We start from the raw sequence: 18,559 nt of genomic DNA, 5'->3' as shown, positions 1-18,559 counted from the left end.
GCGGGAGAGAGCATGCAACGAGGCTCGAACGGCGCTGCGTTGCGCTGTCCGAGCCCCGTGCTCACATCGAGGTGCCTGCCGATTCGGCGGTCAGAGCTGGCTGCCGACGAACACGGTCAGGTCGACGAGGCGGTTGGAGTAGCCCCACTCATTGTCGTACCAGCCGATGACCTTGACCTGCGTGCCCTCTGCCATGGTCAGCAGAGAGTCGAAGGTGCAGGACGCCGGGTCCGAGACGATGTCCGAGGACACGATCGGATCCTGGGTGTAGACGAGCTTGCCCTTGAGGGGGCCCTCGGCGGCCTTCTGGAAGGCGGCGTTGACCTCGTCGCGGGTGACCTCGCGCTCCAGCGTAATGACCAGGTCGGTGACCGAGCCGGTCGGGACCGGAACGCGCATCGCGATGCCGTCGAGCTTGCCCTTGAGCTGAGGGAGCACCAGAGCGGTGGCCTTGGCGGCACCGGTCGTGGTCGGGATGATGTTCTCCGCGGCGGCGCGGGCGCGACGCAGGTCGGAGTGCGGGAAGTCCAGGATGCGCTGGTCGTTCGTGTACGCGTGAACCGTCGTCATGAGGCCCTTGACGATGCCGAAGCTCTCGTCCAGAACCTTGGCCATCGGCGCAACACAGTTGGTGGTGCAGGAGGCGTTGGAGATGACGTGGTGGTTGGCCGCGTCGTACTTGTCCTCGTTGACGCCCATCACGATGGTGATGTCCTCGCCCTTGGCCGGAGCCGAGATGAGGACCTTCTTGGCACCACCGGCGATGTGCTTCTCGGCGTCGGCCTTCTTGGTGAAGATGCCGGTCGACTCGATGACGATGTCGACGCCCAGCTCACCCCAGGGAATGTCGGCCGGGTTGCGCTCGGAGAGCACCTTGATGGTGTGACCGTCGACGGTGATGCTGTCGGCGGTGTGGCTGACCTCTGCGTTCAGACGACCCAGAATGGTGTCGTACTTCAGCAGGTGAGCCGTGGTCGCAGTGTCCCCCAGGTCGTTGACAGCCACAATCTCGATGTCCGCACCCTGCTCCAGCAGCGCGCGGAAGTAGTTACGACCGATGCGGCCAAAGCCGTTGATGCCTACGCGGATCGTCACGAACCGATCTCCTCGTTGGTAAGCCGGGTTTCGACGCCGGCTAGCTTCATGAGATGTCCCCGACCGCCTACGACCCTACCTCCCCCGATGCCCAGGCATGACATCAAGCGGCCGTATACACGGCGCGGCGGCCCGTACCCCCCGGTTAGGGGCACGGACCGCCGCAATCCTGTGGCTGCTCGGCGTCAACGACGCAGGGCAGCGAGTGCCTTTCCGACGAGCCGCGTGCGCTCGTCCGGGTTCACGAGGTGCTCGAGCCCGAAGCCCAGCAGCACGGTGTCGCGGGTGGCCACCGACGCGTACGACTTGAAGAGCTCACCCGTGCGGGCCCAGTCTCCGTCGACGGCCGGGCTGCCGGCCGGCGCGCCCTGCACGGTCCAGGCGCCGAGGGAGGTCTCGAAGCCCTCGGACTCCTTCTCCGTCCCTCCGACGAACAGGGCGGCGTTGTCCGCGAACACACCGCGGCCGCCGGAGCCGGGGTCGGTGATGTAGCTCAGGGACAGTTCGACCTTATTGCCCGCGTAGCCGCTGAGGTCGAAGGCGACCTGCTTCCAGCCGGCGGAGGAGCCGGTGAAGCTGTTCCAGGCTCCGCTGGTGCCGTTGGCCACGCAGCCGGCCGCAGTGAGGGTCAGGTAGTGCCGAAGGAACGGGTGGCCGTTGATGAAGTACCCGGCTTCGCACTCCGTGGGCACCGCAGTCCTGGTGGCACCGCCGGCCTCGGGCAGCGTGGTCCAGTCCTCGGCCCCGGTGGTGTGCGCCTCCAGCACGGCGTGGTCGTAGCCCTGCTCGGTGTTCCAATTGACCGCGAAGCGCAGCTCGGGCTTGTCGGCCGCGCTGACTCCCGTCAGATCGACGGTACGGGTCAGCCGCTTCCAGTCGTTGTCCGTGTGCGTGGCGGCCGCCATCCACTGGCCGGCGTAGGGGGCGTACGGATTGACGATTCCGGCGTACCGGCCCGCCTCGGCGCTCTTGAACTGCGGGAACTCCGTCGCGGGCAGGCTGTCCGAGGTGACCGTGTACGCGCCGGCCGCATTCAGCGGACCGTCGGCGCTGCCGCTGAGTCCGCCGGTGGCGCCGACGAGGACTCCGCTGCCGTTGAACCCGGTGGCGCCGTTGGCGTTCACACGGCCGTACGCCCCCAGGTAGTACTGGCTGAAGTCGTCCGTCACAGCCCGGCCGATCTGGACGTTGCCGCCGGCCCGGGTGCCGGCCTCGATCAGCTTGCCGCCTCCGTTGAGGAAGTCACGGAGCGCCAGCTGCGTGGGTCCGCCGGGCGTCCTGGTTCCGGCGTAGTGCACGACGGTGGAGAAGTGGCTGAGGGCCCCGAGCGGGTGCGGTACACCCTGGGTGGCGACGTCCCAGACGACCGCGCTGCGGCCGTTGGCCTTCAGGGCGTCGGCGTACAGCTGGGCGTTCTGGGCGGCGGCACCCTCCTCGGCGATCACCAGGGTGTTCGCCTTGGCGCGCTCGGCGACGGTGTAGGTGAAGGGCTCGCTGGAGGTGCGCTGGCCGCCCTTCGTGCGGCCGGTGAACCAGACCTCGACCCGGTCACCCGGCTCCGCGTCCTCGACCTCGGCCCGGTAGTCGTCGAAGTGAATGTTGTCCTTGCCGCCGTAGAACTTGCCGCCCTTCCAGGCTTCGAGGTCCTCCTTGTGCGTGCGGCCCCCGTTGACGCGGTAGTTCAGCTCCTTGTCGCGCAGCGACTTGCGGGCCACGACGGAGATCTCCTGGTCGCCACCGCGGGCGTAGGAGGTGGTGAAGGTGTCGGGGGTGAAGTCGGGGGCGGTCAGGCCGACCGCGGAGGAGGGCTGGTCGGGGTGGGCGGCGGTCTCGGCGACCGAGAGGGCGAACGGGATGTTCTTGGCGAACTCCTGCTGGATCAGCTTCTCGTCGTCCGGGAAGTTGAACCCGGACTGGCAGTCCTCGGCGCGCCAGGCGTCATCGGGGTCGATGGCGGAAGCCGTCTGGCAGGTGCTCATCTCCGGGGTGAACATCATCATCCCGTTGACGTTCGCCGCGTGTCCGTCGGCCTCGCCGTTGGTGGTGTAGAGCTCGGAGGAGACCTGCGGGTAGTAGCCGGGGACGGCTGAGTTCTCGGGCGTACCGGCGAGGGCCTTGTACAGGACGTCGTCGGGGGTCGGGGTGGCGACCTGCCATCCCACGCCGTAGAGGAGCAGCTCGGCGGCGGAGTGGTAGTTGATGCCGTACTCGAAGCCGATCCGCTTCTCGAAGCGGTCCAGGGCGACGGTCTCCGGCTCGGAGTTGGGGCCCGCGCCGCGGAAGGTCTGGCTCGCTGGGTTGGCGGACGAACCCTCGTTGTCGTAGCCCCATTTGTAGGCGAAGTTACGGTTGAGGTCGACGCCGTCGGTGGCGGTGTAGGCGCCGTCGCCGTTGTTGTCGCGCATGTTCTTGCGCCACAGCCGCTGGCCGTCGGAGTTGTGGGTGAAGTCGTAGCCGTCCGGGTTGGCGGAGAGCACGAACCACAGCTCGGTGGAGTCCACGATCTTGGTGATCCGCGGGTCCTTGCCGTAGTTGTCGAGGTAGTAGTGCATCAGCCGCCGGGTCATCTCGGGCGTGATCCACTCGCGGGCGTGCTGGTTGGACATGTACAGCACCGCGGGCTTGGAGCCGTCCCCGGCGGTCTTGGCGCCCTTGGTGAGCTTGAGGGCGAGGATGTCCTGGCCCTGGAGCGTCTTACCGATCGAGATGACCTTGGTGAGGCCCGGGTGGGCCTTTCCGGTCGCGATGATCTCTTCCTGGATGTTGCCCTTGCCGCTGTACGGGCGGAAGACGCCGTCCCCAGCGGCGGCCAGCCCGCGCTGCGTCCGAGCCGAGACCTTGCGCTCAATGAGTTCGACGCCCTTCGCCTTCAGACCGGCCGCTTCGGCGTCGGTGAGGAAGAGCTCGACCTTCGCGGTGCCCTTGTCGGGCGCGCGCTCGCCCAGTTCGTGTGCGTCCTGGCCGGCCGCGAGGAGAAGCGGAATCTGCTCCTTGGTGACATCGGCGTTGTAGACCTTCACCGCGTCGGCGCCCGCGTTGGATGCCTGTCCGTCCTGCGCCTGGGCGACGGGTGCCGCCGCCAGACCCGCTATCAGCAGTGAAGCCGCTGCGAGCATCGATCTCGCCCTGCGTCTCATAAGCCCCCCTTGCTGTTGGCTGCCACATGAGTGAACCGACGCAAGGCTCATGACAACCCCATGATCAAGTCAAGGGTCGTAACAGGGTCCGTAAAAGCCGCTGCCGGTACCCCGTCGGGGCACCGGCAGCGGCCAGTTGGCCTGGAACGTCACATTCAGCCCACCAAGCCGTCCGCGAGCTCTTCACTGAGGGTGGATTCCGTCCCCGGGATACCGAGGTCCTGGGCCCGCTTGTCGGCCATGGCCAGCAGCCGGCGGATCCGGCCGGCGACCGCGTCCTTCGTCAACGGCGGGTCGGCGAGCGCCCCCAGTTCCTCCAGGGATGCCTGCTTGTGTTCCATGCGCAGCCGTCCGGCCGCCGCAAGGTGCTCAGGCACCTCTTCGCCCAGGATCTCCAGGGCACGCCCCACCCGGGCACCCGCGGCCACCGCGGCCCGCGCGGAGCGGCGCAGATTGGCGTCGTCGAAGTTGGCCAGCCGGTTGGCCGTGGCGCGGACCTCGCGGCGCATCCGCCGCTCCTCCCAGGCGAGCACCGACTCATGAGCGCCGAGCCGGGTGAGCAGCGCACCGATCGCGTCGCCGTCGCGGACGACGACGCGGTCGACGCCACGCACCTCGCGTGCCTTCGCCGCGATGGAGAGCCTGCGGGCCGCGCCGACCAGCGCGAGCGCCGCCTCGGGGCCCGGGCAGGTCACCTCAAGCGAGGAGGAGCGGCCCGGCTCGGTGAGCGAGCCGTGGGCCAGGAATGCCCCACGCCAGGCGGCCTCGGCATCGCAGGTGGCCCCCGAGACCACCTGCGGCGGCAGACCGCGGATCGGGCGGCCTCGGCCGTCCACCAGGCCGGTCTGGCGGGCCAGCTGGTCGCCGCCCGCCACCACGCGTACGACATAGCGGGAGCCGCGCCGCAGACCGCCGGGGGCCATCACGATCAGCTCCGAGCTGTGCCCGAAGATCTCGAGAATGTCCCGCTTCAGCCGGCGTGCCGCCATAGCGGTGTCCAGCTCCGCCTCGATCACAATCCGGCCGCTCACCAGGTGCAGCCCGCCCGCGAACCGAAGAATCGCCGAGACCTCTGCCTTCCTGCAGCAGGTCCGGGTCACGGGAAGCCGAGAGATTTCGTCCTTCACCGCTGGCGTCATCGCCATGGGCCGATCCTTCCATGCATCCGAAAAATACGGTCGTACGCGGCGGCCAACAGCTCCGGATCATGGATCGGAACGCCGTCGGGTGAGGCCACCGGCGCCAGCTCGACCGCGGCACCGAGCCGCTTCGCGGCTTCGGCGAGGGACTCGCGATCGGGCACGGCGGCTTCGTCGGCCAGCACCACGTCCAGGGCGAGTTTAGGGGCGTGTCGTCCCAAAACCTCCAAATGACGCTGCGGAGAGAAGCCATCAGTTTCACCGGGCTGCGGTGCGAGGTTGAGCGAGAGGACCTTGCGGGCCTTCGTCACGACGAGCGCGTCGAGCAGTTCCGGTACGAGCAGATGCGGGATCACCGAGGAGAACCACGATCCCGGGCCGAGCACCACCCAGTCCGCGTCCAGGACCGCCTCGACCGCCTCCGGGACGGCGGGCGGGTCGTTCGGGACGAGGTGCACGGACTGCACCTCACCGGGGGTGAGTGCCACCGTCGCCTGGCCGCGCACCGTGTCCACGTCGTCCGGCCGGGCCGGGTCGTGGCCCCGTACGAGCGCCTGGAGCTCCAGCGGCACGGCGGACATGGGCAGCACCCGGCCGTGCGCGCCGAGGAGCTTGCCAACCAGGTCCAGGGCCTGCACATGGTCGCCGAGCTGCTCCCACAGGGCGACGATCAGCAGATTCCCGACCGCGTGCTCGTGCAGATCGCCCTTGGACTGGAAGCGGTGCTGGATGACCTGGGCCCAGGTCTGGCCCCAGTCGTCGTCGCCGCAGAGCGCGGCGAGCGCCTTCCGGAGGTCGCCGGGCGGCAGGACGCCGAGCTCCTCACGGAGCCGGCCGCTGGAGCCGCCGTCGTCGGCGACGGTGACCACTGCGGTGAGATCACCGGTGATCCGGCGCAGCGCCGCGAGCGAAGCGGACAGCCCCATGCCGCCGCCGAGGGCGACGACCTTGGGCTGCTGGGCGCCGCGCTTGCGGGCGGAGAGCGCAGAGGTGGCTCGGCGCAGCCGCCGCAGGCGCAGATTACGACTGGTCACTCGCGCCCCATGTCCCGGTGGACGAGGACGGTCTCGATGCCTTCGGTGGCAAGCCGCGCGGCGAGCTTCTCCGACATTGCGACGGAGCGGTGCTTGCCGCCCGTGCAGCCGACGGCGATCGTCACATAGCGCTTGCCCTCGCGGCGGTAGCCCGCGGCGACGAGCTGCAGCAGCTCGGTGTACTGGTTGAGGAACTCCTTGGCGCCCGGCTGGTCGAAGACGTACGCCGACACCTCCTCGTTGAGCCCGGTGAACGGGCGCAGCTCCGGAACCCAGTGCGGATTGGGCAGGAAGCGGCAGTCCACCACCAGGTCGGCGTCGACCGGCAGGCCGTACTTGAAGCCGAACGACATCACCGTGGCGCGCAGCTCCGGCTCCTCGTCGCCCGCGAACTGGGCGTCCATCTTGGCGCGCAGCTCGTGCACGTTGAGGCTGGAGGTGTCGATCACCAGGTCGGCGTCACCGCGCAGCTCGCGCAGCAGGTCGCGCTCGGCCGCGATGCCGTCGACGATGCGGCCGTCACCCTGGAGGGGGTGCGGGCGGCGGACCGATTCGAACCGGCGGACCAGCGCGTCGTCGGAGGACTCCAGGAAGACGATGCGCCGGGTGACGTGCTTGGCCTCGAGGTCGGCGAGGGATTCGCGGAGGTTGTCGAAGAAGCGGCGGCCGCGCACGTCGACGACGACGGCGATCCGGGCCACATTGCCCTGCGACCGGGCGCCCAGCTCCACCATGGTGGGGATCAGCGCGGGTGGCAGGTTGTCGACGACGAACCAGCCGAGGTCCTCCAGACATTTGGCGGCGGTGGACCGCCCGGCGCCCGACATACCGGAGATGATCACCAGCTCGGGGATGGCCGCAGTGGCATCGCCCATCTCGGTCGTGGTGCCCGTACTCACGTGTCCTGCTCCGTCTGCTCGGTCTGTGCGGTCGTGCGCGCGCTCTTGCTCGTGCCGGTTCTGCTGATTGTGCTCTTGTTCCTGCTCGTGCTCAGTCATGTTGCGCTGCCCCCGTCGTCCTCTTCAATGATCTCTCCTGTCGCCGTGTTCACGGCAGGCGCGGCCGGGACGGCCGAGGCGAGGGCGAGAGCCACTGATTCCGCCGTCCTGCGGCCTATTCCCGGAACCTCGCAGATCTCGTCGATTGTCGCGTGCTTCAGCTTCTTCACGGAGCCGAAATGCTTGATCAACGCCTGCTTCCTGGTCTCGCCGAGTCCGGCGACCGCATCGAGAGGGCTGGAGCGGATGCGCTTGGCCCGCTTGGCGCGCTGGTAGGTGATCGCGAAGCGGTGGGCCTCGTCGCGGACACGCTGCAGGAGGTAGAGGCCCTCACTGGAGCGGGGCAGGACCACGGGGTCGTCGTCGTCGGGCAGCCAGACCTCTTCGAGACGCTTGGCGAGGCCGCAGACGGCGATGTCGTCGATCCCCAGCTCGTCGAGGGCCCGCTTGGCCGCGGCGACCTGCGGCTGGCCGCCGTCGACCACCACGAGCTGCGGAGGGTAGGCGAACCGCTTGGGGCGGCCGTCGTCCTCACGGGACTCGTTCTCGAAGGGGCCGGCACCGGAGGCTTCCGGGGCCGGGACCGCTCCGGTGGGGGCAGGGATCTCCTCCCACTCCCCTGTTCGTTCCTTCTCCTGCAGGTACCGCTTGAAGCGGCGGCCGATCACCTCGTGCATCGAGCGGACGTCGTCCTGGCCCTCGAAGCCCTTGATCTGGAAGCGGCGGTACTCGCTCTTGCGGGCCAGACCGTCCTCGAAGACGACCATCGAGGCGACCACGTCGTCACCCTGGAGGTGGGAGATGTCGAAGCACTCGATGCGCAGCGGAGCCGTGTCGAGGCCGAGCGCCTCGGTGATCTCCTCCAGGGCGCGGGAGCGCGTCGTCAGATCGGAGGCGCGCTTGGTCTTGTGCAGCCCCAGGGCCTGCTGGGCGTTGCGCTGGACCGTCACCATCAGGTCCTTCTTGTCGCCGCGCTGCGGGATGCGCAGGCTGACCTGGGAGCCCCGGCGGTCGGCGAGCCACTGGGAGACCGCGTCCGGGTGCTCCGGAAGGGCCGGGACGAGGACCTCCTTGGGGACGGAGTCGCCCGTCTCCTCCCCGTACAGCTGCTGCAGGGCGTGCTCGACGAGGCTCGAGGTGTCGACCGCCTCGACCTTGTCGGTGACCCAGCCGCGCTGGCCGCGCACCCGGCCGCCGCGGACGTGGAAGATCTGCACGGCGGCCTCCAGCTCGTCCTCGGCGAGAGCGATCAGGTCGGCGTCGGTGGCGTCGGCGAGCACGACGGCGCTCTTCTCCATGGCCCGCTTGAGAGCCTCCACATCGTCGCGGAGCCGGGCCGCCCGCTCGTACTCCATCTCCTCGGCCGCCGCCATCATGTCCTTCTCCAGGCGGCGGATGTACGTACCGGTGCGGCCGGCCATGAAGTCGCAGAAATCGTCCGCAAGTTCGCGGTGTTCCTCCGGGGTGACCCGGCCGACGCATGGCGCCGAGCACTTGCCGATGTAGCCGAGGAGGCAGGGGCGGCCGGTCCGCGCGGCGTTCCTGAAGACACCCGCGGAGCACGTGCGTACGGGAAAGACCCGGAGCATCAGGTCGACGGTCTCGCGGATCGCCCAGGCGTGCCCGTACGGACCGAAGTAGCGCACGCCCTTCTTCTTGGCACCGCGCATGACCTGCACGCGCGGGAACTCCTCGTTGAGCGTGACCGCGAGGTACGGATAGCTCTTGTCGTCCCGGTACTTGACGTTGAACCGGGGGTCGTACTCCTTGATCCAGGAGTACTCCAGCTGGAGCGCCTCGACCTCGGTGGCGACTACGGTCCACTCGACGGAGGCGGCCGTGGTGACCATCGTGCGCGTACGGGGGTGGAGATTGGCCAGGTCCTGGAAGTAGTTGGCCAGGCGCTGGCGCAGGCTCTTCGCCTTCCCGACGTAGATCACCCGGCGGTGCTCGTCGCGGAATTTGTAGACCCCCGGCGAGTCGGGGATCTGTCCCGGCTTGGGGCGGTAGCTGGAGGGGTCTGCCATGGCTCCCACCCTACTTGCGGGCAGTGACAGTGCGGTGACGTCCGTGGCAATGCCGTGCTCCGGGCACGGGTTGAGCGAGTGCGCCCCGGAGCACGGGGCAGCGGGTGCCTGTGACGGTGGTGGTGCCGGCGGCTGTGCGGCGCGCCCTCACCGCGCAGGACCAGCACGGCGAGGACGCCCGTGCCATCCGGAGCTCTTGCGGGCTCCCTCGGTGGCGTACCGCGTCACGTCGTCGCCGGTGGCGATGTTCACCACCTTGCAGGCGTCGGACGTCCCGGCCTCGGAAACGGTCCAGAGGGACGCCTTGGAAACGACCCGGCCCAGGACGTCAGGCGTCAGGACCGGCGATCAGCTTTCCGCCCTCGACCCGGACCGGGACGGAGGGCAGCGGCACGGTCGCCGGACCGCGCACCGCCTTGCCGGTGGTCGTGTCGAAGCGGCTGCCGTGGCAGGGGCAGTTCCCCTCGTTGTCCTCGACCTTGTCCAGCAGGCAGCCCGCGTGGGTGCACTGGGCGCTGAACGCCTTGAACTCGCCCTTGGCCGGGCAGCAGACGACGACCCGCTGCTCGCGGTAGAGCTTGGATCCGCCGACCGGCACCTCGTCCGGGGAGCCGAGCTCGACGGGGGCCGTGGGGGTCGGTGTCTGGGCGTGCCCGAGCTTCGATTCGGTCGAACAGGCAGCCACTCCCAGCCCGGCGACACCGGCGAGAGCGGCACCCTTCAGCACGGTACGGCGGGCGGCGGGCTGGCCGGACATGCGGACTCCACGGGGTGAGAGGGGTGGGACGAGGAGGGGGCTTCGGAGAGGCGCAGGGTGCGCCAGAGGTACCGGAAGGCACCCGGGGCGCCACCGGCATCAGTGACAGAACCGACGATACCGGCGGAGACGGGCGGCCCTGCGGCCGGGCCGGTCGTGGACGGTCATGCCTGGTCAGGACCGGTCGCGACGACGCCTGAGCAGGCATGACCGACCCACAACGGCCGACGCGGACCGCGGCGGTGGTGGGCCGGGCCAACCGCGCCGCACGGCAGCAGGCGGCCAGGCGGTGGTGACCGTCGCCGGTTGTGGCCGCCCGCGCCGGGCCGTGACCGGGCGGCAGTCGAGCGTGGCCCGGAGCGGCCGGCTGTGGCCGTCCACGAGGTGACGGCTGCCCGCCTGCCGGCCGGGAGCCGTCACCTCGACGCGCCGCGGGTCAGGCCTTGCGCGCGCGGGTCGTCTTCTTCGCCACAGCCGTCTTGGCCGGCTTGGCCGCCGCGCTCCCGACAGCATCCGTCTTGGCCGTCGCCGTCTTCCGCGCAGGGGACGACTTCGCGGCCACCGTCTTCTTCGCAGCCGTCCTCCGCACCGGCTTCCGCGCTGCGGGCACCGCCGCCTCGCTCACCCGGTCCGCGTCCAGGATGCCCTGGAGGAACTTGCCCGTGTGGCTCGCCGGGACCGTCGCGACCAGCTCCGGCGTGCCCTCGGCGATCACCAGGCCACCGCCGCTGCCACCCTCGGGCCCCATGTCGATGACCCAGTCCGCGGTCTTGATGACATCGAGGTTGTGCTCGATGACGATCACCGAGTTGCCCTTGTCGACCAGTCCGGACAGCACCTTGATGAGCTTGCTGATGTCCTCGAAGTGCAGTCCGGTGGTCGGCTCGTCCAGGACGTAGACCGTGCGGCCGGTGGAGCGCTTCTGGAGCTCGCTCGCGAGCTTCACGCGCTGCGCCTCACCGCCGGAGAGCGTCGGCGCGGACTGGCCGAGCCTGACGTATCCGAGGCCCACGTCGTGGAGCGTGCGGAGATGGCGGGCGATCGTCGGGACGGCCTCGAAGAACTCCAGGCCCTCCTCGATCGGCATGTCGAGCACCTCGGCGATCGACTTGCCCTTGTAGTGGACCTCCAGCGTCTCCCGGTTGTACCGCGCCCCGTGGCAGACCTCGCACGGGACGTACACGTCCGGCAGGAAGTTCATCTCGATCTTGATCGTGCCGTCGCCGGAGCAGTTCTCGCAGCGGCCGCCCTTGACGTTGAAGGAGAAGCGGCCCGGCAGATAGCCGCGCACCTTCGCCTCCATCGTCTCGGCGAACAGCTTGCGGACATGGTCGAAGACACCGGTGTACGTCGCCGGGTTGGACCGGGGTGTACGGCCGATGGGCGACTGGTCGACGTGTACCACCTTGTCGACCAGGTCGTCGCCGTCGACCCGGGTGTGCCGCCCGGGGACCGTCTTGGCGCCGTTCAGCTCGCGCGCCAGGTGGGTGTAGAGGATGTCGTTGACCAGGGTCGACTTCCCCGACCCCGAGACTCCGGTGACGGCCGTGAGCACCCCCAGCGGGAAGGAGACGTCGATGTCCTGGAGGTTGTTCTCCCGGGCTCCGTGCACCGTGAGCCTGCGCGTCGGGTCGACCGGGCGCCGGATGTCGGGCATCGCGATGGCCTTCTTGCCGACCAGATACTGGCCGGTGATCGACTCCTCGTTGCCGAGCAGTTCCTTGAGCGAGCCGGAGTGGACCACCTTGCCGCCGTGCTCACCGGCGCCGGGGCCGATGTCGACGACCCAGTCGGCGACCTTGATGGTGTCCTCGTCGTGCTCGACGACGATGAGCGTGTTGCCCATGTCACGGAGCCGGACCAGCGTCTCGATCAGCCGGTGGTTGTCGCGCTGGTGGAGGCCGATGGACGGCTCGTCCAGCACGTACAGCACGCCGACGAGTCCGGAGCCGATCTGGGTGGCGAGCCGGATGCGCTGCGCCTCACCGCCGGACAGAGTGCCTGCCGCGCGGTTCAGCGAGAGATAGTCGAGGCCGACGTCGACGAGGAACTTCAGCCGCTCGTTGACCTCCTTGAGCACCCGCTCGGCGATCTTCTTGTCGCGGGCGTTCAGCTTCATCCGGCCGAGGAATTCGGCGCACTCGCTGATGGACATCGCAGCGACCTGGGCGATGGACTTCTCCATCACCGTGACCGCGAGGACGATCGGCTTCAGCCTGGTGCCCTCACAGGTCGGGCAGGGCACCTCGCGCATATAGCCCTCGAAGCGCTCCCTGCTGGAGTCGCTCTCGGCGTCGGAGTGCCGCCGCTTGACGAACTGCACCGCGCCCTCGAAGGCCGGGGTGGTGTACGCGCGCTCGCGCCCGTACCGGTTGCGGTAGCGGACCTCGGTCTGGATCTTGTGGCCGAAGAGCAGGGCCTTCCTGGCCCGCTGAGGCAGCCCGGCCCACGGGATGTCCGTACGGAATCCGAGGGCTGCGGCAAGCGCGTCGATCTGCCGCCCGAAATACTCCTTGGTGTGGCCGTGCGACCAGGGGTGGATCGCGCCCTCGTCGAGGGACTTCTCCTCGTCGGGGACGATCAGCTCCGGGTCGACCTCCATCCGCGTACCGATGCCCGTGCAGTCGGGGCAGGCGCCGAAGGGGGAGTTGAAGGAGAAGGAGCGCGGCTCCAGCTCCTCGAAGGAGAGGTCGTCGTACGGGCAGTAGAGGTGCTCCGAGTACATCCGCTCACGCTCGGGGTCGTCCTCGGGGAGGTCGACGAAGTCGAGCACGACCATGCCGCCGGAGAGCCCGAGCGCCGTCTCGACCGAGTCGGTCAGCCGGCGCTTGGCGCCGTCCTTCACCGTGAGACGGTCGATGACCACCTCGATGGTGTGCTTCTCCTGCTTCTTCAGCTTGGGCGGCTCGGCGAGGTGGATGGTCTCGCCGTCGACCCGGGCCCTGCTGTAGCCCTTGGTCTGCAGATCTGTGAAGAGGTCGACGAACTCACCCTTGCGCTCACGCACCAGTGGTGACAGCACCTGGAAGCGGCTGCCCTCGGGCAGGCCGAGCACCTTGTCGACGATGGCCTGCGGCGACTGGCGGGAGATGGGGCGAGAACACTCGGGGCAGTGCGGCTTGCCGATCCGGGCGAAGAGCAGCCGGAGGTAGTCGTACACCTCGGTGATCGTGCCGACCGTCGAGCGAGGGTTGCGCGAGGTCGACTTCTGGTCGATGGAGACGGCGGGCGACAGGCCCTCGATGAAATCGACGTCCGGCTTGTCCATCTGGCCGAGGAACTGCCGGGCGTACGAGGAGAGCGACTCCACGTACCGGCGCTGGCCCTCGGCGAAGATCGTGTCGAACGCGAGAGACGACTTGCCCGACCCGGAGAGCCCGGTGAAGACGATGAGGGAGTCGCGGGGAAGGTCGAGCGAGACGTTCTTGAGGTTGTGCTCGCGAGCGCCACGGACGATGAGACGGTCGGTCACGCCGGTCCGCACCTTTCTAGAGAGAAATGGGGGAACTGAGCCCCTGTCCCAGGGTATGGGGGGCACCACAGCGGTGTACGAAGCTTTTTCGACTCCGAGCGTATAGCACGCGCATTCGATTTACGGACGGTCGGCGACTCCTTCACCCGAACGAGTGCCGAGGCTAGGCTCGGCCGCATGATTGATCACGAGCACGACCTGGCATCCGTACGTGAAGCGACGGACCGGCTCCTCGGCGCGACGGTGAAACTGGACGACGTCACCGCCGCCGAACCGTCACGGCTGCCCGGCTGGAGCCGGGGCCATGTCCTTGCACACCTTTCCCGTAACGCCGACGCGCTCGTAAACGTTCTCCAGGGCCGTCCCATGTACGCAGACAGCGAAACCCGCGACCGGGACATCGAGCGAGACGCACCCCGGCCGCTTACCGAACAGCTGGCCGACCTGCGCGAGAGCGCGGCCCGCTTCCTGGCCGCCGCCGCAGAGCCGGCCGACTGGTCCCGCACCGTCACCCTGCGCAACGGCGTCACCGACTCCGCCTCCCGGGTACCCTTCCGCCGCTGGGTCGAGATCGAGCTGCACCATGTCGACCTGGGAATCGGCTACGAGCTCGAGGACCTTCCGGACGAATTCGTGGCCCGTGAGATCGACTTCCTCGCGGAGCGGTTCGGCCGTCATCCGCAGGTCGTTTCCACGGGGCTGACCACCGGCGACGGCCGGATCTGGACCACGGGTGGCGGCGCCGAGGGCCCGTCCGTCGCGGTCCGCGGCCCGGCGCCGGAGCTGCTCGGCTGGCTCGCCGGGCGCCGCGACGGCTCGGCGCTGAAGGTCGACGGCGGCCCTCTCCCCGTACTGCCGCCGCTATAGGCTGAGACGTATGACGTACAGCGGAGCGGTCAAGGTCGGCGGACCTGCGGATGTACACGAGTTGACGGACCTGATGATCTCCAAGGTCGCTGTAGGCCCGATGAACAACAACGCGTATCTGCTGCGGTGCCGGGCCACCGGCGAGCAGCTCCTGATCGACGCGGCCGCCGACGCCCCCGCCCTGCTGCGGCTGATCGGTGACGACTCCATCGCGTCCGTCGTCACCACCCATCGGCACGGCGATCACTGGCAGGCGCTGGGCGAGGTGGTGGCGGCCACCGGTGCGCTCACCTATGCGGGGCGGCACGACGCCGAGGGCATCCCGGTCCCGACCGATGTGCTGGTCGACGACGACGACACGATCCGGGTGGGGCAGGTCACCCTGACCGCGCGTCATCTGGTCGGTCACACCCCGGGCTCCATCGCACTGGTCTACGACGACCCGCACGGCGCCCCGCATCTGTTCACCGGGGACTGCCTCTTCCCGGGCGGGGTCGGCAATACCCACAAGGACCCCAAGGCGTTCGCGAGCCTGATCCACGACGTGGAGACCAAGCTCTTCGACGTGCTGCCTGACGAGACCTGGGTCTATCCGGGCCACGGCCACGACACGACGCTCGGCGACGAGCGTCCGCAGCTGCCCGAGTGGCGCGCCCGCGGCTGGTGACACGAGAGTGCGGGTGAGCGGTCGCACCGCCCACCCGCACGGCCGCATCAGGCCTCGACGCGGGAACTCTTCTCCACCTCGCGGTCGGCCTCGGCCGCGGCCTGCTTCTTGTTGGCGAGGAGGCTGGTGATCGTGGTGATCACCAGCACGCCGCAGATGACGCCGAGGGAGACCGGGATCGAGATCTCGGGGACATGCACCCCGGACTCGTGCAGAGCGTGCAGCACCAGCTTGACGCCGATGAAGCCGAGGATGACCGAGAGCCCGTAGCTGAGGTGGACCAGCTTCTTCAGCAGACCGCCGATGAGGAAGTACAACTGCCGCAGCCCCATCAGGGCGAAGGCGTTGGCGGTGAAGACGATGTACGGATCCTGGGTCAGCCCGAAGATCGCGGGGATGGAGTCCAGCGCGAACAGCACATCGGTGGTGCCTATGGCGAGCATGACGACCATCAGCGGAGTCAGGACGCGCTTGCCGTTGATCCTGATGAAGAGCTTGGTGCCGTGGTACCTGTCGGCGACACCGAAGCGGCGTTCGATCGACTTGAGGAGACGGTTCTCCTCGAAGTCGTCCTCCTCCTCACCGGCCCGCGCCTCCTGGATGAGCTTCCAGGCGGTGTAGATCAGGAACGCGCCGAAGATGTAGAAGACCCACGAGAAGTTGGCGATGACCGCGGCGCCCGCAGCGATGAAGACCGCTCGCAGAACCAGTGCGATCAGCACGCCGACCAGCAGCACGCGCTGCTGGAGATGGGACGGCACCGAGAACTTCGCCATGATCAGGACGAAGACGAAGAGGTTGTCCACGCTGAGCGACTTCTCGGTGATGAACCCGGCGAAGAACTCGCCCGATGCCTGGCTCTCACCGAACACGAGCAGGCCGAGTCCGAAGAGCACAGCCAGCGCGATCCAGACGATCGTCCAGATTCCGGCTTCCTTTGTCGTCACGTCATGAGGCTTGCGCCCGATGAAGAAGTCGACGGCGATAAGGGCTGACAGACCAAGAATGGTCAGCACCCAGAGGGTCCACGAAACGTCCACTGCGCCTCCGGCAGTTCGCTACGGCTACTGATCAGCGTCGTCGCTGCCGAAGGTCTCTTCCACCCGGGCGCACGGGGTGCGCACCACGGGCCGACGCCCCGGGACCGGTCACAGTCCGTACTGACGGGCACGCCGCATATGGGAGTACTCCCCTCCGTTCGAAGAACAGTACAGGGAATACCAAGAAAAGGTAAAGGTCAGCAAAAAGATCTTTCAAAATCGCAGGTTAGGGACGGTTCGATGGGTCAAGGCCGCCGCCCGCTACGTCGGGCGGCGGCCACCTGGGCGAGCACGTTGTGCAGCACCCGGCTGCCCGGCGGAGTCCTCAGCGGCTCGTACGTCCAGGCGTGGCCGACCCAGGGATCGGCCAGGTGGTCGTCGGCGACCGGGGTGATCCGCAGCAGGGAGCGCCAGAGCGGGTCGAGCACCGGCCCGTACGCGCTCGCGTCCTCCCGGTCCGCGACCATCAGCAGGTGGACGCCGACCGAGGGGCCCTCGTCCGCGAGGTAGCGCAGTTGGGTGACGGCCCGGTCGTCGAAGCCGTGCGGGAAGTCGTTGACGATCAACAACTGCTCGGCGGTGTCCAGGTCCGGCGGGAGCGCATCGCCGGCGCCGGCCCGGATCGCCATCTGCACGAGGTCGACGCGCCGGGTGAGGTGGGCGAGGACCGAGGCCACTCCCCCGGCGCCGGCGGCGGGGGGCGCGGCGAGCACCCCGGAGTCGACCAGGGGCGCGAGCGCCGCTGTGGCCGAGCCCGCGGGGTCGATGACATGGACGGAGAACTCACCCGCCGGGTAGACGGCGAGCAGCCGGGCCGCGTGCGCGACGGCGTTCTCCATGGCGAGGCGGCGGAGCTGGTCCGGACCCGTCAGGGCCGCCGCCTCGGGGGCCGTACGCCCGCTGTCGACCCAGAGTCCGCGCTCCAGCGGCAGCCGGACGAGCAGCGGGATGCGCAGGTCGACGCTCTCGGGCAGATGGAGGTCGCCGATCCGCAGGGCCATGGGGATCTCCATCGGGACGCGGTAGGCGTGCCAGACGGGGTTGTCCCAGCCCGCGTACGCGGCGGGGAGTGCGGGTTCGACGACGGCGGCCTCGGCGGCGAGCTGGGCGAGATCGCGGTCGAGCGCCGCACGGGCCCGGTCGGTGAGCTGGTCCCGCTTGGTGCGGGCCTCCTCGCGGGCCCGGTCGCCCGCTCCTCCGATCCGGTTGCGCGGGTCGGACAGGGCCCGGTCGAGCTCCTGGTCCATGCGGGACTCGGCGAAGTCGACGGCGCTGCGGTACGCGGCGGTGGTGCGGGCCAGGTCCTCGAACATGCCCCAGACCTGGTTGTAGAGGCGCTCCTCCATGGACCAGCCGGTCGCGTCCCCGGCGACGGGCTGGGCTGGCCGGCCCGGTTCGGCGGGCGGTGCGGTGGGCGGGGGCGGCGGGGGCGCCGCGGACTGGCGGCGCGGGTGCGCGTAGTTGATGGGGCCACTGGTGGCGGGACCCGCTGTGGGGACCGCGCCGTCGGCCGGCCGGGGCTGTGCAGGGTCGGGCCGCGGGGTGGCTGCCGGGGCCGGGTCGCCGATCGGTGGGGCGGGAGGTGTCGCGGGCGCCTGCTGGCCGGAGGCCGCGCCGGCGTGGCGGACCCGGTCGCCTTCCGGGGTGCGGGGCGGGGGTGGCGCCACCGAGCGGGCCATGCCCCGGGCGACCGCCTCATGGACCGACCGGGCCAGCTCCTGCGCGCCGGACACCCCCTGGTCGGCGAGCATCGCGGCGAGGCCGCCCGCGTAGCCCTGGCCGACCGCGCGGACCTTCCAGGCGCCCTGGCGGCGGTAGAGCTCCAGGGCTGCGACTGCGGACTCGCTGTCGAGACCGGTGAGGGTGAAGGTGGCGATCTCGGTGCCTTCGAGACCCGTGACAGCGACGAAGGGTGCGGCGACCGCGCCGAACCTGACCGGGCCGCCGACGCCCATGGGCAGCGCCAGCAGCACGGTGACGCGGTGCACCGGAGCGGGCAGGGCGTCGAGGTCGACGGCGAGCCGGTGCCCGGCGGCGGCCTGCTTGGACACTTCGAGTCCGGGCAGCTGGGGCGAGCCCGGGTGGGCGATCCACTCGACGCCGTGCACGGTGCCCTGCTCGTCGCCGAGCGTGGCACCCGCCACGACGGGCGTGCCGGCCGATACCCGGATCTCCAGACGGGTCTGGGGCAAGGTGTGATTCTGCCCCCGGACCAGCTCGGCCGTCATTGCTCTGTCCCCTCGACGAGTTGCTGCGGCGCGGCGCGGCGCGCGTCTGTCGGCGTGATGCCGTGGTGCGGTGCCATGCAGGGGCAGCTCCCGGCGGC

General features: G+C 69.5%; 12 protein-coding genes. 2 read left to right on the top strand and 10 right to left on the bottom strand.

What is annotated here, in order from left to right; all coding sequences use genetic code 11:
• Positions 1–90 precede the first annotated feature (90 nt).
• From gap to uvrA, 8 genes are all read right to left on the bottom strand, one after another.
• A complete protein-coding gene (gap, locus tag ACNPQM_RS27985; RefSeq protein WP_358860199.1) occupies positions 91–1,095 on the bottom strand; it encodes a type I glyceraldehyde-3-phosphate dehydrogenase in 1,005 nt (334 codons plus the stop codon).
• Between the two features lie 185 nt (positions 1,096–1,280).
• Positions 1,281–4,232 carry a M14 family zinc carboxypeptidase gene (locus tag ACNPQM_RS27980; RefSeq protein WP_418086151.1) on the bottom strand — a complete coding sequence of 984 codons (2,952 nt, stop codon included), beginning with the start codon at positions 4,230–4,232 and terminating at the stop codon, positions 1,281–1,283.
• Positions 4,233–4,387: 155 nt separating this feature from the next.
• The gene (gene whiA / locus ACNPQM_RS27975) at positions 4,388–5,377 is read right to left on the bottom strand and encodes a DNA-binding protein WhiA (protein ID WP_030919772.1); all 990 of its coding nucleotides are present in this window, start codon (positions 5,375–5,377) and stop codon (positions 4,388–4,390) included.
• Positions 5,368–6,405, bottom strand: a complete 1,038-nt coding sequence (locus ACNPQM_RS27970; RefSeq protein WP_358860201.1) for a gluconeogenesis factor YvcK family protein — start codon at positions 6,403–6,405, stop codon at positions 5,368–5,370. Before ACNPQM_RS27970 ends, whiA begins: the two co-directional genes overlap by 10 nt.
• Positions 6,402–7,403, bottom strand: coding sequence for an RNase adapter RapZ (gene rapZ, locus ACNPQM_RS27965; protein ID WP_418086150.1), 1,002 nt, complete (start codon positions 7,401–7,403; stop codon positions 6,402–6,404). Before rapZ ends, ACNPQM_RS27970 begins: the two co-directional genes overlap by 4 nt.
• Positions 7,400–9,430, bottom strand: a complete 2,031-nt coding sequence (gene uvrC / locus ACNPQM_RS27960; RefSeq protein WP_418086149.1) for an excinuclease ABC subunit UvrC — start codon at positions 9,428–9,430, stop codon at positions 7,400–7,402. Before uvrC ends, rapZ begins: the two co-directional genes overlap by 4 nt.
• A gap of 328 nt (positions 9,431–9,758) precedes the next feature.
• On the bottom strand, positions 9,759–10,187 hold the full coding sequence (locus ACNPQM_RS27955) for a Rieske (2Fe-2S) protein (protein WP_358860204.1): 429 nt from the start codon (positions 10,185–10,187) through the stop codon (positions 9,759–9,761).
• 436 nt (positions 10,188–10,623) lie between these two features.
• Positions 10,624–13,659 (bottom strand): excinuclease ABC subunit UvrA, encoded by a 3,036-nt coding sequence (gene uvrA, locus ACNPQM_RS27950; protein WP_418086148.1) that lies wholly within the window; start codon positions 13,657–13,659, stop codon positions 10,624–10,626.
• 177 nt (positions 13,660–13,836) lie between these two features.
• Here uvrA and ACNPQM_RS27945 point away from each other — a divergent pair, with 177 nt between their 5' ends.
• Both ACNPQM_RS27945 and ACNPQM_RS27940 read left to right on the top strand, forming a co-directional pair.
• Positions 13,837–14,526: a maleylpyruvate isomerase family mycothiol-dependent enzyme gene (locus ACNPQM_RS27945; RefSeq protein ID WP_358860206.1), complete on the top strand. Its 690-nt coding sequence runs from the start codon at positions 13,837–13,839 to the stop codon at positions 14,524–14,526.
• A gap of 10 nt (positions 14,527–14,536) precedes the next feature.
• Positions 14,537–15,193, top strand: coding sequence for an MBL fold metallo-hydrolase (locus tag ACNPQM_RS27940; RefSeq protein WP_358860207.1), 657 nt, complete (start codon positions 14,537–14,539; stop codon positions 15,191–15,193).
• Between the two features lie 47 nt (positions 15,194–15,240).
• Here ACNPQM_RS27940 and ACNPQM_RS27935 read toward each other — a convergent pair whose 3' ends face one another.
• Both ACNPQM_RS27935 and ACNPQM_RS27930 read right to left on the bottom strand, forming a co-directional pair.
• Positions 15,241–16,233: a TerC family protein gene (locus tag ACNPQM_RS27935; protein ID WP_358860208.1), complete on the bottom strand. Its 993-nt coding sequence runs from the start codon at positions 16,231–16,233 to the stop codon at positions 15,241–15,243.
• A gap of 245 nt (positions 16,234–16,478) precedes the next feature.
• Positions 16,479–18,461: a TerD family protein gene (locus ACNPQM_RS27930; RefSeq protein ID WP_418086147.1), complete on the bottom strand. Its 1,983-nt coding sequence runs from the start codon at positions 18,459–18,461 to the stop codon at positions 16,479–16,481.
• Positions 18,462–18,559 lie beyond the last annotated feature (98 nt).

The organism is Streptomyces sp. NPDC056231 (assembly GCF_048270745.1).
Taxonomy (GTDB): domain Bacteria; phylum Actinomycetota; class Actinomycetes; order Streptomycetales; family Streptomycetaceae; genus Streptomyces.
The sequence above is the reverse complement of the archived record's forward strand: the minus strand, read 5'-3'. Positions and strand labels throughout refer to the sequence as shown.